Here is a 13,905-nt window from a genome sequence, read left to right on the forward strand (position 1 = left end):
CCTGCCACTCCGACAGGTTCGCTACTCAATGCCTACGATTGACTATCGTACTTAAGGCCGTGGAGAGGACACATCATGGACGGATTCGCGCTTACCCCCGAGGAATTCCTCGCGAACTGGAGCGCGTCCCGAGGCAACCTGCGCCGCTTCCTGGAGGATCGCGCCCTCCCGCCTGTCGATGAGGCGAGCCAGAAGGCTGCCGGCGAGGCCGCGGTATCAGAGGCCGTCCGGACTGTGTACGACCTCGACCTCGACTCCTTCCACGCCGGCGTCGAATCTGTGTCCGGTGCATTCGAGGCGGCCGGTTCTCGCGCCGTCACGGACCCCGACCCGGACGTGCCGCAGGATCCCGGGGCGGCCGCGTTTTTCGACGTCGACAACACCCTCATCCAAGGTGCCTCCATCATCACCTTCGCCATCGGCCTCTACCGCCACAAGTACTTCACCCTGCGCGATATCGCGCCCGTGGCGTGGAAACAGCTCAAATTCCGCCTCACCGGCTCCGAAAACGCCGCCGATGTCGCGGAGGGGCGCCAGCAAGCCCTGGAGTTCATCAAGGGGCGCAGCGTGGAGGAACTGGTGGAGCTGTGCGAGGACATCGTGGACAGCACCATGCTAGAGAAAATCTGGCCCGGTACCCGCGCCCTCGCCCAAATGCATATCGACGCCGGCCAACAAGTCTGGCTTGTCTCCGCAACCCCCGTGCAGCTAGCCCAGATCTTGGCCCGGCGCTTCGGCTTCACCGGCGCCCTGGGCACCGTTGCAGAGGTTAAGGACGGTAAGTTCACTGGTCGCCTAGTGGGCGATATCCTTCATGGCCCGGGCAAGAAGCACGCGGTTGCGGCCTTAGCCTCCGTGGAGGGTTTGGAACTAGAGCGCTGCACCGCCTACTCCGATTCCATTAACGATGTACCGATGCTGTCCATGGTGGGCACGGCCGTGGCGATCAACCCGGATCGCGAGCTGTTGCGGATCGCAAGGATCCAAGGATGGGAGATCCGAGACTACCGCTCAGTGCGGAAGGCCGTGCGAACTTTTGGAGTTCCAGCATTAGCGACCGCAGCCCTAGGACTTTACCGCTGGCAAGTGCGGAAAATATCGCGAAAACAGTCGACAGACTAGGTTGTGGGATTGTCGATGTGCTGGCTCGGGGAAATCTTCCCCGCCAACACGCGGATTCGACGCTCAATCCCCAGACCCAGACACGGTTAGACGGGGAAGACTTCGCTCCCCTGCCCCCCTACAACGCACAAAGGCGCCCCAGATTTCTCTGGGACGCCAATGTGTGCGGAAGCTAATTGCGGCTTACTTGCCGAGCTTACGACGCTGAACGCGAGTACGGCGCAGCATCTTGCGGTGCTTCTTCTTGGACATACGCTTGCGGCGCTTCTTGATGACGGAACCCATGGGGTTTACCTCGCTTTAATAGTCGTTGTACGTACATAACCTGCCAACGTGCATACCGGCATCCTGGGTGAACCAGATTGAACCGACGTCCGAGTGCACTTTCGCCCGCCGAGCCGCCACCGCACCCTGAGCAGGCGCAGCTACGGTCACCGAAATGGCTCGCTGACACGAATGGACTTCATACTACCGCGCAGGGGGCTCGGTTCAAAAATTGCCCACACAATAGAAAACGCTCCTTAAGAACACTCGCCAGCCCAGAATATAGGCGGTGAATCTTCCTAAGGAGCGTTTGCAGAGGCCTCTTGCAGCGCAGGACTAAATTAGCCAGCGTTGTAGAAAGAGGAATCCAGGTACTCATCGACAGCGCTCTGGTGCACGCGGAAAGAACGACCCACACGAACTGCAGGCAATTCACCGGAGTGAACCAAGCGGTACACCGTCATCTTGGAAACACGCATGATTTCCGCAACCTCGGCGACAGTCAAGAAAGTGCCATTGTCTTCATTAGCCATAATCAATACCCTTCACACACGCAGCGCGCTGCAGGCTTCCCCTCCCGCAGTACGGTCACGCACGTGCTTGTGCCAGCTTACCGTGAACCATGTGACTATTGCGACATGAGTGCCAGAAAATATTTAAAGATTCGGCAGTAGCTTCCTGAGCTAACCACATCAGCCCAGCTAGTTGCCGGTTTAACAAATCAGTCACATCTTTCCCACGGGTGTACCAAAATGCAGTTATTCGGAGTCCATTTCCTGCGGCACCGTCTTCGAAACCTTCTTCAGCTTCGGCGCACCCAATTCTTCAGAACGAGCCGCACACTTTTCCGTGGCACGGTAGACCATGCCCCGCAAGCCAGACTGCTCCAGTTCGCGGATCGCCTTAATGGTGGTGCCTCCCGGAGAGCTCACATTAGCCCGCAACATGGCAGGCTCCTCGCCTGTTTCTTGCATCAGCGCTGCGGCGCCCGTAGCAGCACTGACAGCCAGATTCTTGGCCAAGTCACGTGGCAACCCCAAATTGATGCCGGCATCGATCATCGCCTCGACGAAGAGGAAGAAATAGGCCGGAGAGGAGCCGGACATAGCAACCACCGCATCCATCTGGGATTCTTCAACCACGAAGACATCGCCCAGCGCGCCCAACAGATCCTTGATCTGCTCTAGTTGCTCCTCAATAACAAAGCGACCGGGACTGATCGCAGTAGTACCGCGACGAACCAGCATCGGGGTATTCGGCATCACCCGCACGATTGGGGTACCCGCCGACACGACTTCTTCCAGGGACTTCACGGCGATACCCGCCGCCATGGAGATGACTGTGGTGTCCTGGGAGTTGTTATCCAAAGTGTCCGTCACCGAGGCAAGGACCGACAGGGTGTCCTTTGGCTTAACACACAGGAAGACAACGTCTACGTCCTCGACGGCTTGATTCACGTCGGTGTAGTCAGTGACGCCGTAGGCTTCGACGAGCTCCTTGCCGCGCTCGGGGCGTCGATTAGCAACGTGGATGTCTTTCGGGTTCGTACCACCCGCCACGAGGCCCGAAATGAGAGCCTCGCCGATCTTACCGCCACCAATTACAGCAATTTTTGTCATGCAGAACACCATAACGCGGATGTCCTGCAGATGCGATTACAGGCCGATGATCAGCAATGGCCCAAAAGTAAGCGCCAAACCAGTAATGGCGGCCAGGGTCATGGAGAGGCCATCGCGTTCCGTACGCAGGGCATGCACCAAGCCAACGATGCCCAGCGTCATAGCGCCTGCCAACGCCCCAACCAGCAAGGAATTCGAATTGATCCACAGCGCCTTGAAACCGAGGAACACTGCTGCACCCAACACGATCCCGAGGACAGCCATGACGATGACGCTGCCGATGGAAATGCTGCCGCCGTCGTCCTCATCCTCTTCGGCGACAGGTTCCAGCTCCGCCTCGGCCGGCTTATCGACGACAACGGGCAACACACCCGTTTCTTCTTGGTCAAACTCCGAAACAGGCTTAACTGCCGGTTTGACCTCCGGCTCCGGCTTAGATTCAACCCGCTGCGCTGGGAAAGCATCGGTGGTGAGCTTTACTGGGTCGTCATCCTTCACCACACTGACAACCGGCGCGACTTCCGCAGCCTTTGCAGCAGCCGGCTTAGGCGCAGCAGCCGGCTTGACCGGAGCTGGTTTAGGCGTGGCCAGCTTTGGTTCCGGCTTAGCTTCTGCCGGTGCTGCCGGTGCTGCTGACGATTCCGCAGCCGGGGCGTCGATAGGCTGGCTGGTGTGCCGAGGTTCCGCCGGCTTCACCTCTACCTTTGGAAGAGATCCCGTGAGCTCAGCAACAGAGACACCGCCGTCTTCTAGGCTGCGACGGCGACGACGCTTCGGCGCGTCCCCACGACCTTCTGCGGCCGCACGCGCCATCAATTCGGCAACGGTGAGCTGTTTCTCAGACATGTTAGTTATTCCAAACCTTTATCGATGCGGCGCAAAATGACACCTTCGCGAAGGGCCCATGGACAAATCTGTAGCTGTTCCAAACCTAATGCACGCATACTAGCCTCCGCGACTAGAGCGCCTGCGACAATCTGATGCGAACGATCGGAACTGATACCTTCCAGCTCTGCACGATCAGCCGCAGTCATGCGCGAAATGAAAGCAATGAGCTGCCGCAAACCGGGTGTCGTAAGAGTCCGCGTAACCCGCGGGCCTGCCGACGAGGGAGCGGCACCAGTGAGTCGCGCCAGCGTACGGAAGGTTTTCGAGGTTGCCACTGCCAGATCCGCGGCACCGGTCGCCCTAATGGCGCGTGCAGGTTCCGCCAGCTCGGCATCTATGAAATCCCGGAGAATATTAATCTTCTTCCGCTCCGGCGGGTCCGTATCAAACCAAGTATGGGTGAGTCGGCCTGCCCCCAGATCGAGGGAGTACGCCACATCCGGTTCTTCATCGGTGCCAGTAGACAGCTCGAGGGAACCGCCCCCAATATCCAGGTTGGTGATGCGGCCCGCAGACCAGCCGTACCAGCGACGAACCGCCAGGAATGTCAGCTTGGCTTCATCGTCGCCGGAAAGCACTTCGAGACGCACGCCGGTCTCTTTTTCCACCAGGTTAAGGATTTCTTTCCCGTTGCTGGCGGAACGGAGGGCAGAGGTAGCAAAAGGGATCATTTCGGAACATCCGAGGGTGTCAGCCAGCTCGACTGCCTCGCCGACGGCTTTCACCAGCTTGCGGATGCCCTTGTCGTCAATAAATCCTTCCGGATCGAGGTGTTCGACGAGCTTCATCGTCGTCTTCCAGTCTGACATTGGGGTGGGGTGACCACCGGAGCGGGCATCAACCGCCACCAAATGCACCGTGTTGCTACCAACGTCTAATACACCTAATCGCACCCTTATAGATTAGACGGTCTACCCTCTAAAAGTGTGAATCCCCCCGTTTTTCTCGGTTTTCCTGAAGACTCCTGCGCCGCCGCTGCCATCAACCGCGGCGATGAGCTTCCCCCAGACTTCGAGCGGGAATGGTACGAATTCACCAGCCCGGAAGACCCATTACACCAGTTCACCATCGATCTAACGTGGCTGGAGTCCTACTGGAATTGTGGCTTCGGCACCGCCGCCTGCAAGGGCATTGACGCCGAAAACCCCTCGCTCGGCTGTTGCGGCCACGGCGCCTTCCTCTCCGACGACACCGACCGGGCCCAGCTTGTCGACGCCGTGAACCGCATGCCTGCGAAATACTGGCAACTGCGCCCCGCCGACATCGACGGCGGCGATCTCGAACCCTGGCTGGAATGGGACGAACTAGACGGCGATGATGGCACCCCAGAACCCGCCCTCAAAACGGTGCTTGTCGACGGCGCATGCATCTTCGCCAATCGCCCCGGCTGGCCCACCGGCGCCGGGTGCGCTTTGCATCAATGGTCCGTCGCCGAAGGCGAAGACCTGACAGTGGTGAAGCCGGAAGTGTGCTGGCAGCTGCCATTACGCAGGCTGGAGGCCTACGAGGACCGCCCTGACGGTGTGGAGATTCTGCGCACCACCATCACCGAGTACAACCGGCGCGGCTGGGGCAATGGTGGCGAAGACTTTGATTGGTACTGCACCACCGCACCTGGTTGCCACACCGCAATGCAACCGATCTGGCGCACCAATGAAGCCGAGCTGCGTGCCTTGATGGGCGACGCTCCTTATGAGAAGCTCGCTGCCTATTGTCAGCGCCGGGCGGAGGTTGGCGCTCGGCTGGCACCCCACCCAGCGTCGGTTGCCGCTCAGGCTTCGAACTTGTAGCCCAAGCCACGGACCGTCACTAGGTAGCGTGGCCGCGAGGGTTCCTCTTCAATTTTGGAGCGCAGGCGCTTCACATGGACGTCGAGAGTTTTGGTGTCTCCGACATAGTCAGCGCCCCAAACGCGATCGATGAGTTGGCCCCGGGTCAGCACCCGACCGGTGTTGCGCAGCAGGTACTCCAAGAGATCGAATTCCTTCAGTGGCATGGATACCTGCTGGCCAGCAACAGTAACGATGTGGCGTTCCACATCCATGCGTACGCGTCCGCCCTCGAGGATCTGGCTTTCGTCAATCTCGTTGTAGTCTGCCTCGCCACCGCGACGCAGCACTGCACGGATACGGGCGATCAATTCGCGGGAGGAGTAGGGCTTGGTGACGTAGTCATCCGCACCGAGTTCCAGACCAACTACCTTGTCGATCTCCGAGTCGCGGGCAGTGACCATGATGATTGGCACCGCAGAAACGCTACGGATCTGCTTGCAAACATCGGTGCCGGACATGCCGGGAAGCATGAGGTCCAGCAAGACGATGTCGAACTCGCCCCGCTCGAACTCCACCAGAGCGGCCTGCCCATCCGGTGCCCAAGTGGTGGCGAAGCCTTCTTTGCGAAGCAAAAACGCAAGTGGGTCAGCCAAAGACTCTTCGTCTTCAACGATCAAAATGCTAGTCATTTAAGCTTTCGTCCTTTCACCGCGTGCGAGTACGCGGCCATGCCGTGCAGAGGGAATTTCCGGAGCTAATTCTGGAGTCTGCGGACCTTCAGAATTGGGATCATAGATGGGTAATTCAAGTGTGAACGTTGAGCCAGTTCCGAGCCTGGACCAGAGTTTGATCGCGCCACCGTGATTCGCAGCCACATGCTTGACAATAGCCAGGCCCAGGCCGGTGCCACCGGTGCTACGCGAACGTGCTTTATCCACGCGGAAGAAGCGCTCAAAGACGCGCGCCTGATCCTCGCTGCTGATGCCAATGCCCCGATCAGTCACCCTGACCAGGACTGTGCCGTCTCCCGTAATCTTTTGTGACACTGTGACCGGGGTGGAATTGGGCGAGTAATTGATGGCGTTACTGATCAGGTTCGCCACCGCGGTAACGAGAAGTGACTGATCGCCGTTAACAAAAACTCCAGACGGCCGGCCCGCGGTAATCCGAATGTCAGCGTTATCGGCGGCGAGCTGAGTACGGGCAATCGCGTCGCGAACCACGTCGTCGACAAGCACTGGCTCCATATCGGGCAGAGCTTCGGCGCCCTGCAGCTTCGATAGGGAGATCAGCTCATTGATCATGTCGGCCATGCGGTGCGCTTCGCGTTGCAAGCGGGTGCCAAAATACTCAACGGATTCTTGGTCGTCGCTGGATTCCAGCAGCGCCTCGGCCAGCAGCGCCATGCCACCGACGGGGGTCTTCAGCTCGTGCGAGACGTTAGCCACGAAGTCACGGCGAGCGGACTCCATGCGCACGTTTTCAGATTCATCGGTGGAGTAAATCACGTTGTAGCGCAGGTCAACCAGGGTGAGTGGCTGGATCACTGCCTGAACGGCCGTGACCCGTGAGCCGGTGCGTCGCTTCGGACTTTTCAAATCCAGAGTGCGAGTCTCCTGATCCTCAAAGACCTCTTGCGTGACCGACCACACCTGTTCATTGACAGTTCGCTCATGGACAATGCCCATGTCATGCGCCTTGCCATTGGACAAGATGACCTCGCCATGTCGATCCACCACCACGATGCCCGTCGGGGCACCCTGCACTGCCAAGTGCAGCACCTGGCTGACCGTGGTGACCTGGTTCGTGGACAAAGTACTGGCCACCTTGTGCCGACGATAACGCCGCTTCAGAAAATCGGCAGCAGGAAAAGCGAGCGCAGCACACGCCACGCCCGCTATGAATCCCAGCACAACCAACATTTAAAGTGGGCTACTTGCCACCCTGTGCTGCCACAGCGGCAGCACCCGCGGCCGCAGCCTCTGGATCCAGGTACGTGCCACCAGGATTGAGAACGGTGCCGTTTTCATCCAACTCGTAGACCAGCGGGATACCGGTTGGAATGTTCAGGCCTGCGATGTCCTCATCAGAAATGCCATCCAGGTGCTTGACCAGTGCGCGCAGGGAGTTTCCGTGTGCTGCAATCAGTACGTTCTCGCCCTTCTTGGCGCGTGGCAGGATTTCTTCCTCGTAGTAAGGGACGAAGCGCTTGACCACATCGAGCAGGCACTCGGTGTTAGGAACCTTGTCCAGGTTTGCGTAACGAACGTCGCCGACCTGGGAGTACTCGGAGTCTTCGGCGAGCTCTGGTGGTGGAGTGTCGTAAGAACGACGCCACGCCATGAACTGCTCCTCGCCGTACTTTTCCTTGGTTTCTGCCTTATTCAAGCCCTGCAGTGCACCATAATGACGCTCGTTCAGGCGCCAGTCGCGCACCACTGGGATCCAGTGGCGGTCGGCCTCGTTGAGGGCGATATTGGCAGTGCGGATCGCACGACGCAGCAGGGAGGTGTACAGCACGTCGGGAAGAATGCCCTGCTCCTTGAGCATTTGGCCGCCACGCTTAGCCTCGGCTTCGCCTTTTTCAGTCAAGTTGACGTCGACCCAGCCAGTGAACTGGTTAGAAGCGTTCCACTCACTTTGGCCATGTCGCAGCAAAATTAGCTTTCCAGTAGTCATGGGTTCTATCTTGCCAGCGTTCGCTCTGCTGCGCTGACTATTACCCCTCCTAGTTGCGCTGCAGCGAACAGGCAGGGTTATGAGCCCTCTGGGTGCCGGTCATAACAGCCATGGATCGAATCGGTGAGCACATCGTTGTATACGCCGGTGAGGCGTTCCGCCGTTGCCGTCCAGGAGAACTGCGCCGCGTGGTCTACTGCTTCTTCGGACATGCGGATGCGAGCTTCGTCGTCATCGAGCACTGCGGCAAGGGTGTCCGCCCAGTCTTCCGGATCATGGCCGTCGACAAGCACGCCGCTCTCCCCCTCTGCGACAGCGATCGGCAGCCCACCGACCCGCGCCGCAACGACGGGGGTTCCAGTAGCTTGGGCCTCCATCGCCACCAAGCCGAAGGACTCGTTGTAGCTGGGCATGGCAATCACGTCCGCCGCACGATAAATGCTGACAAGTTCCTCCGGGGGCCGCGGAGGCAGGAAGCGCACGAAGCGGGATACCCCCTGCTCCTGCGCCAAGTCGCGGTAAGTGTTTGTGCTGGTCGATGCCCCGGAGGGCCCGCCGCACACAATCACCAAGAAGTCCCGGTCCGGGTCCCTGCGCACCAGCTCTGCGACGGCCCGAATCAGCACATCTGGCCCCTTGAACACCTGCAGCCGACCGACGAAGGCAATGACCTTGGTATGGATCGGAATGCCCAGGTGGCGGCGGGAACGTTCCGTGGCCCGATCATTGCCTGGATTGAACAGATCTACATCCACTCCCGGCGCGACCACCGCTACCTTGTCCTCATCGACGTCATAATGCACGATGAGGTCCTTGCTCTCCTCCAAGGTGTTGACCACCAAGCGGTCAGCGTTGTCCGCTATCTGTTGCTCGCAGATACGTCGAGACTCGGATTCGACAGAGTCGTGCGCACTACGATGAGCATTCTTCACCGCAGCCAAGGTATGCGAGGTGTGCACCAGTGGAATTCGCCACACATCGCGGAGCAACCATCCCACCTGACCAGAGAGCCAATAGTGGGAGTGCACCAAGTCATAGCTCACGTCATTGCAGCGAGCGAAGACAAGGATCCCACCTGCGAAGGCAGCGAGCTGCGTGGGCAGATCCTCCTTACTGAGTCCTTCATAGGGGCCAGCGACGATATTGATCACCCGCAGCCGCTCAGAGACCTGGATAACTTCCCCTTGGCTGGGACGGGTTGCACGCGTGTACACGTCCACATCAATCCCCTGTTCGGCGAGCTTGCAGGCGGAATTGAGCACGTAAACATTCATGCCCCCAGCATCGCCCTGCCCAGGCTGTTGCAGCGGAGAAGTATGCATCGAAATCATCGCAATGCGCATGGCCCCATCTTAGTCGCCCATCTGTCCCGTGACTGGATGCAGTGATTAGACTGATGGCTTAAACCATCCTGTGAGCAAATTGGCGATTAACGGCTATGAAGAGAGGTACCATGTCTGCTTTCGAGACCAAAGCTTGGCTCGAACACTACCCCGAGTGGACCCCACACCACCTTGACTACGGCGATATGACCATCATCGACGCCTACGACAATAACTTGAAGGCCCACGCAGACGACCCGGCTTTAAACTTCTTTGGGCGCCGTCACACTTACGCTGAAATGGACCGGCAGGTGCGTCGAGCAGCCGCTGGTTTGCGCGCATTCGGGGTCCGCCCTGGCGACCGCGTGGCCATCCTGCTGCCGAACTGTCCACAACACCTCATCGCCTTCTACGCGGTTCTGAAGCTCGGCGCTACTGTGGTGGAACACAATCCGCTGTACACGGCACACGAGCTGGAGCACCCTTTCCAGGATCACGGCGCACGGGTGGCGATCTGCTGGGACAAGGCAGCACCGATGCTCGAAAAGCTGCGCGCTTCAACCGCGCTGGAGACCGTAATCTCGGTCAACATGATCGAGGCGATGCCCACGCTACAGCAGGCGGCATTGCGGCTACCTATCCCTATGCTGCGCAAATCGCGCGCCAAGCTCAGTGGTGAGGCACCGAATACCGTGCCGTGGGAAGTGCTTCTCGGCTCCGCCATCGGTGGCGATGGTTCCGACCTTGAGACTGATCCCGAGCTAACTAAAGACACTATTGCGCTGATTCTGTACACCTCTGGAACCACGGGCGCACCTAAGGGAGCGCAACTGAGCCACGGCAACATGGTGGCAAACATGCGCCAGGGCAAGGTATGGGTTCCGGAACTCGGCAATCACAAGGAGGTCTTCCTGGCGGCGCTTCCGATGTTCCACGCTTACGGTATGACCATGGTTGGACTCGAAGGGGTCTATTGCGGCGCCGAGATAATACTGCTGCCTTCGCCAGACATGAACCTGATCATGAAGGTTCTGAAGAAGAACCGCCCAACGTGGATTCCGGGTGTTCCTGCGCTGTACGAGAAGATCATCGAGGCCGCAGAAGAAAATGGGGTGGATATCTCCAGTGTGCGAGCCTCTTTCTCGGGGGCCTCTTCACTGCCGGTAGCTACTGTGGAGCGTTGGGAGAAACTTACCGGGGGCCGCTTGGTGGAAGGCTACGGGTTGACCGAGTGTTCCCCGATTCTGGTGGGCAATCCTATGGACGGCAACCGTCGCCCGGGATACATCGGCGTGCCGTTCCCTGACACTGAGATCCGCATCGCCAACCCAGACAATTTGGATGAGACCCTGCCCGATGGCCAAGAAGGCGAGTTGCTCGCAAAGGGCCCACAGGTCTTCCAGGGCTATTTGAACCAGCCGGAGGCTACCGCAGCTTCCTTTCACAATGGCTGGTACCGCACCGGCGACATCGGCATCATGGAGGAAGATGGCTTCATTCGCCTCGTCGCACGCTTGAAGGAGGTCATCATCACGGGTGGTTTCAATGTCTATCCGGGCGAAGTTGAGGAAGTCCTCTTGGAGCACCCCGACGTAAAGGAATGCGCCGTGGTTGGTTTGCCGCGCAAGGATGGCTCGGAATCGGTGTGTGCCGCAATCACTCTTGCGGAGGGCGCGGCTCTGGATCCGGAAGGTCTGAAAACGTACTGCCGCGAGCAGCTGACCCGGTACAAGGTTCCGCGGCGCTTCTACCACTTCGAGGAACTTCCGACGGATCAAATGGGCAAGGTGCGTCGCCGTGAGGTGCAGGAACAGCTCATCTCCCGGCATGGCGACGCCTAACCTGCGCAGCCGCACGCTTATCGACGACGCTGGCCGATACTAAGCTCCAACCTGAAACAGGATACAATTTTTAGCATAAAAGTATCATTGTGATTCTAGGAGCGAAGAAATGTCAGCGTTTGAGACCAAGGCCTGGCTGGAGCAGTACGCAGAATGGACCCCGAAACACCTCGACTTCGGAGATGCAACGCTGCTCGATTCCTACGACAACACGCTGGCAGAACACGCCGACCGCGTTGCCATTGACTTCTTCGGCCGTTCCCTGACCTATGCGGAGTTGGACCGTCAAGTCCGCCGCGCCGCCGCCGGATTGAAAGCTTTCGGCGTGCGCCCCGGCGACCGCGTCGCCATCCTGCTGCCCAACTGCCCCCAGCATGTCGCGGCGTTCTTTGCCATTCTGAAGTTGGGCGCAACCGTGGTCGAGCACAATCCGCTCTACACAGCGCACGAGTTGGAGCACCCCTTCAATGACCACGGCGCCCGGATAGCGATCTGCTGGGACAAGGCCTCCCCTATGCTCGAAGATCTGCGGGATAAGACCGCCCTGGAGACGATCATTTCGGTCAACATGATCGAGGCGATGCCTTCGCTACAGCAGGCTGCGTTGCGTCTTCCCCTCCCTGCTATCCGCAAGGCCCGCGCCAAACTGAGTGGAGAGGCCCCAAACACCGTGCCTTGGGAACTGCTCATTGGTACCGCCATTGGTGGAGATGGCCATGGTTTGGAACATTCCACTACTGTGACCAAGGATTCCATCGCCCTCATCCTCTACACCTCCGGCACCACTGGCGCACCCAAGGGTGCCCAGCTCACACACGGGAATCTGCATGCGAACCTCGAGCAAGCGATGGCGTGGGTTCCAGGGCTTGGCGACGGCAAGGAGAGATTCCTCTCCGCACTGCCGATGTTCCATGCCTATGGCCTGACCACATGCATCTTGATCGGCATCCACTGCGGCGCAGAACTCATCCTGCTCCCAGCTCCAGACATGAAGCTGATCATGAAGAACATGCGCAAGAACTCCCCTACCTTCCTGCCCGGCGTGCCAACTCTCTATGAGAAGATCGCGGAAATCGCCGAGGAGTCCCAGGTGGACATCACCAGCGTGCGCAACTCCTTCTCCGGCGCTTCAGCCCTCCCGGCAGACATTGTGGAACGTTGGGAGAAGATCACCGGCGGTCGCCTGGTAGAAGGCTACGGACTCACCGAGTGTTCCCCCATCCTCGTAGGCAACCCGATGGACGGCCGACGCCGCCCCGGCTACATCGGTTTGCCTTTCCCGGATACCGACATTCGCATTGCCAACCCCGATAACCTGGATGAGACCCGGCCCGATGGGCAAGAAGGCGAGCTGCTTGTCAAGGGGCCGCAGGTCTTCCCCGGCTACCTCAACCAGCCAGAGGCCACTGCCGAGTCCTTCCACAACGGCTGGTACCGCACCGGCGATGTCGGCGTCATGGAACCCGATGGCTTCATCAAGATCGTTGCCCGCATCAAGGAAGTCATCATCACCGGCGGCTTCAACGTCTACCCGGTCGAGGTGGAGGAAGTACTCAACAGTCACCCAGACGTAGCTGGTTGCGCCGTTGTCGGCATCCCCCGCAAGGACGGCTCCGAAAACGTGTGCGCAGCGATCACCCTGGTCGAGGGCGCAGCTATGGATCCAGAAGCTCTCAAGACCTTCTGCCGTACCCAGCTGACCCGCTACAAGGTACCTCGCGTGTTCTACCACTTCGAGGACCTGCCACAGGATCAGATGGGCAAGATTCGCCGTCGCGAAGTACGAGAGCAGCTTATTCAGCGTTACGGCTTGTGACCACTTCAGCCACCACCGCCGCAAAGCGTTCGATATAGTCACGCACAAAATCGGCGGTGCCGGTACCGCTAAGCCGGCCGTCGGCGTCGAAAAGCTCTGGGGAGCGGCCTAGGAATACCTCAGGCTGCCCCGGCAGCGGCATGTCAAAATAGGACAGCGCCAGGCGCAGGTTTTTCTGCGCACTGTACCCACCCATCCGACCGACGGAATGACTGATGATTCCTGCCGGATTACCCCGCCAGGCAACGTCCGCGTTCGGCTTCGATCCAATATCCACCGCGTTCTTCAGGCAAGCGGGAATCGTGCGGTTGTTCTCGGGGGTGACAAAGAGGATGCCGTCAGAAGCCTTGATCGTCTCCCGAAACGCGGTGTACGCCGGCGGGAGCTGGATTTCACGCACCTCGGGGTCGTCATAATCGAAGTTGTAAAGGGGCAAGTGGGAGATCTCAACGATCTCGGCGTTGAAGTTAGTTGGAAAGAACTCCACCGCGTTTCTTGCGATACGACGGGCATAGGAGGCCTTGCGCAGGCTTCCTACCACGATGCTAATCCGGTAATCGTGCATGTTAATCACCTTTCCTG

At 59.1% G+C, this 13,905-nt stretch carries 14 protein-coding genes; 4 read left to right on the top strand and 10 right to left on the bottom strand.

Features of this window, described 5'->3' with window-relative positions; all coding sequences use genetic code 11:
* The first annotated feature begins 75 nt into the window (after positions 1 to 75).
* Positions 76 to 1,122, top strand: a complete 1,047-nt coding sequence (locus WG915_RS05540; protein WP_339564378.1) for an HAD-IB family hydrolase — start codon at positions 76 to 78, stop codon at positions 1,120 to 1,122.
* A 183-nt stretch (positions 1,123 to 1,305) separates the two neighbouring features.
* Here WG915_RS05540 and WG915_RS05545 read toward each other — a convergent pair whose 3' ends face one another.
* The 5 genes from WG915_RS05545 to WG915_RS05565 form a co-directional block, all read right to left on the bottom strand.
* Positions 1,306 to 1,407, bottom strand: coding sequence for a 30S ribosomal protein bS22 (locus WG915_RS05545; RefSeq protein WP_003855542.1), 102 nt, complete (start codon positions 1,405 to 1,407; stop codon positions 1,306 to 1,308).
* 320 nt (positions 1,408 to 1,727) lie between these two features.
* Entirely contained in the window at positions 1,728 to 1,919 is a 192-nt protein-coding gene (locus WG915_RS05550) for a helix-turn-helix domain-containing protein (protein WP_339564379.1), read from the bottom strand.
* 225 nt (positions 1,920 to 2,144) lie between these two features.
* Positions 2,145 to 3,005 carry a pyrroline-5-carboxylate reductase gene (gene proC / locus WG915_RS05555; protein ID WP_339564380.1) on the bottom strand — a complete coding sequence of 287 codons (861 nt, stop codon included), beginning with the start codon at positions 3,003 to 3,005 and terminating at the stop codon, positions 2,145 to 2,147.
* Between the two features lie 36 nt (positions 3,006 to 3,041).
* A complete protein-coding gene (locus WG915_RS05560) occupies positions 3,042 to 3,851 on the bottom strand; it encodes a hypothetical protein (protein ID WP_339564381.1) in 810 nt (269 codons plus the stop codon).
* Between the two features lie 5 nt (positions 3,852 to 3,856).
* Entirely contained in the window at positions 3,857 to 4,786 is a 930-nt protein-coding gene (locus WG915_RS05565) for a Ppx/GppA phosphatase family protein (RefSeq protein ID WP_339564382.1), read from the bottom strand.
* Positions 4,787 to 4,819: 33 nt separating this feature from the next.
* Between WG915_RS05565 and WG915_RS05570 the strand changes: the two genes are divergently transcribed.
* Positions 4,820 to 5,683, top strand: a complete 864-nt coding sequence (locus WG915_RS05570) for a hypothetical protein (RefSeq protein ID WP_339564383.1) — start codon at positions 4,820 to 4,822, stop codon at positions 5,681 to 5,683.
* On the opposite strand, the gene WG915_RS05575 is transcribed toward WG915_RS05570, so the two are convergent.
* The 4 genes from WG915_RS05575 to mshA form a co-directional block, all read right to left on the bottom strand.
* Complete coding sequence (locus tag WG915_RS05575) at positions 5,665 to 6,354, bottom strand: response regulator transcription factor (protein WP_339564384.1); 690 nt, start codon at positions 6,352 to 6,354, stop codon at positions 5,665 to 5,667. The genes WG915_RS05570 and WG915_RS05575 overlap by 19 nt on opposite strands.
* The gene (locus WG915_RS05580) at positions 6,355 to 7,587 is read right to left on the bottom strand and encodes a sensor histidine kinase (RefSeq protein ID WP_339564385.1); all 1,233 of its coding nucleotides are present in this window, start codon (positions 7,585 to 7,587) and stop codon (positions 6,355 to 6,357) included. It abuts the gene before it with no gap.
* Positions 7,588 to 7,597: 10 nt separating this feature from the next.
* Positions 7,598 to 8,344, bottom strand: coding sequence for a phosphoglyceromutase (locus WG915_RS05585; protein WP_339564386.1), 747 nt, complete (start codon positions 8,342 to 8,344; stop codon positions 7,598 to 7,600).
* A gap of 77 nt (positions 8,345 to 8,421) precedes the next feature.
* Entirely contained in the window at positions 8,422 to 9,687 is a 1,266-nt protein-coding gene (mshA, locus tag WG915_RS05590; protein ID WP_339564387.1) for a D-inositol-3-phosphate glycosyltransferase, read from the bottom strand.
* 110 nt (positions 9,688 to 9,797) lie between these two features.
* Here mshA and WG915_RS05595 point away from each other — a divergent pair, with 110 nt between their 5' ends.
* Complete coding sequence (locus WG915_RS05595; RefSeq protein ID WP_339564388.1) at positions 9,798 to 11,507, top strand: long-chain-fatty-acid--CoA ligase; 1,710 nt, start codon at positions 9,798 to 9,800, stop codon at positions 11,505 to 11,507.
* 109 nt (positions 11,508 to 11,616) lie between these two features.
* Entirely contained in the window at positions 11,617 to 13,323 is a 1,707-nt protein-coding gene (locus WG915_RS05600; protein WP_339564389.1) for a long-chain-fatty-acid--CoA ligase, read from the top strand.
* Here WG915_RS05600 and WG915_RS05605 read toward each other — a convergent pair.
* Complete coding sequence (locus WG915_RS05605; RefSeq protein WP_339564390.1) at positions 13,301 to 13,888, bottom strand: NADPH-dependent FMN reductase; 588 nt, start codon at positions 13,886 to 13,888, stop codon at positions 13,301 to 13,303. The two genes, WG915_RS05600 and WG915_RS05605, sit on opposite strands and share 23 nt — an antisense overlap.
* Positions 13,889 to 13,905 lie beyond the last annotated feature (17 nt).

This window comes from Corynebacterium sp. H128 (assembly GCF_037482625.1).
Taxonomy (GTDB): Bacteria; Actinomycetota; Actinomycetes; order Mycobacteriales; family Mycobacteriaceae; genus Corynebacterium.

Coding starts and splice junctions, on each gene's coding strand:
- WG915_RS05540 (WP_339564378.1), top strand. CDS start 76: ATGGACGGATTCGCGCTTACCCCCGAGGAATTCCTCGCGAACTGGAGC.
- WG915_RS05545 (WP_003855542.1), bottom strand. CDS start 1,407: ATGGGTTCCGTCATCAAGAAGCGCCGCAAGCGTATGTCCAAGAAGAAG.
- WG915_RS05550 (WP_339564379.1), bottom strand. CDS start 1,919: ATGGCTAATGAAGACAATGGCACTTTCTTGACTGTCGCCGAGGTTGCG.
- proC (WP_339564380.1), bottom strand. CDS start 3,005: ATGACAAAAATTGCTGTAATTGGTGGCGGTAAGATCGGCGAGGCTCTC.
- WG915_RS05560 (WP_339564381.1), bottom strand. CDS start 3,851: ATGTCTGAGAAACAGCTCACCGTTGCCGAATTGATGGCGCGTGCGGCC.
- WG915_RS05575 (WP_339564384.1), bottom strand. CDS start 6,354: ATGACTAGCATTTTGATCGTTGAAGACGAAGAGTCTTTGGCTGACCCA.
- WG915_RS05580 (WP_339564385.1), bottom strand. CDS start 7,587: ATGTTGGTTGTGCTGGGATTCATAGCGGGCGTGGCGTGTGCTGCGCTC.
- WG915_RS05585 (WP_339564386.1), bottom strand. CDS start 8,344: ATGACTACTGGAAAGCTAATTTTGCTGCGACATGGCCAAAGTGAGTGG.
- mshA (WP_339564387.1), bottom strand. CDS start 9,687: ATGCGCATTGCGATGATTTCGATGCATACTTCTCCGCTGCAACAGCCT.
- WG915_RS05595 (WP_339564388.1), top strand. CDS start 9,798: ATGTCTGCTTTCGAGACCAAAGCTTGGCTCGAACACTACCCCGAGTGG.
- WG915_RS05600 (WP_339564389.1), top strand. CDS start 11,617: ATGTCAGCGTTTGAGACCAAGGCCTGGCTGGAGCAGTACGCAGAATGG.
- WG915_RS05605 (WP_339564390.1), bottom strand. CDS start 13,888: ATGCACGATTACCGGATTAGCATCGTGGTAGGAAGCCTGCGCAAGGCC.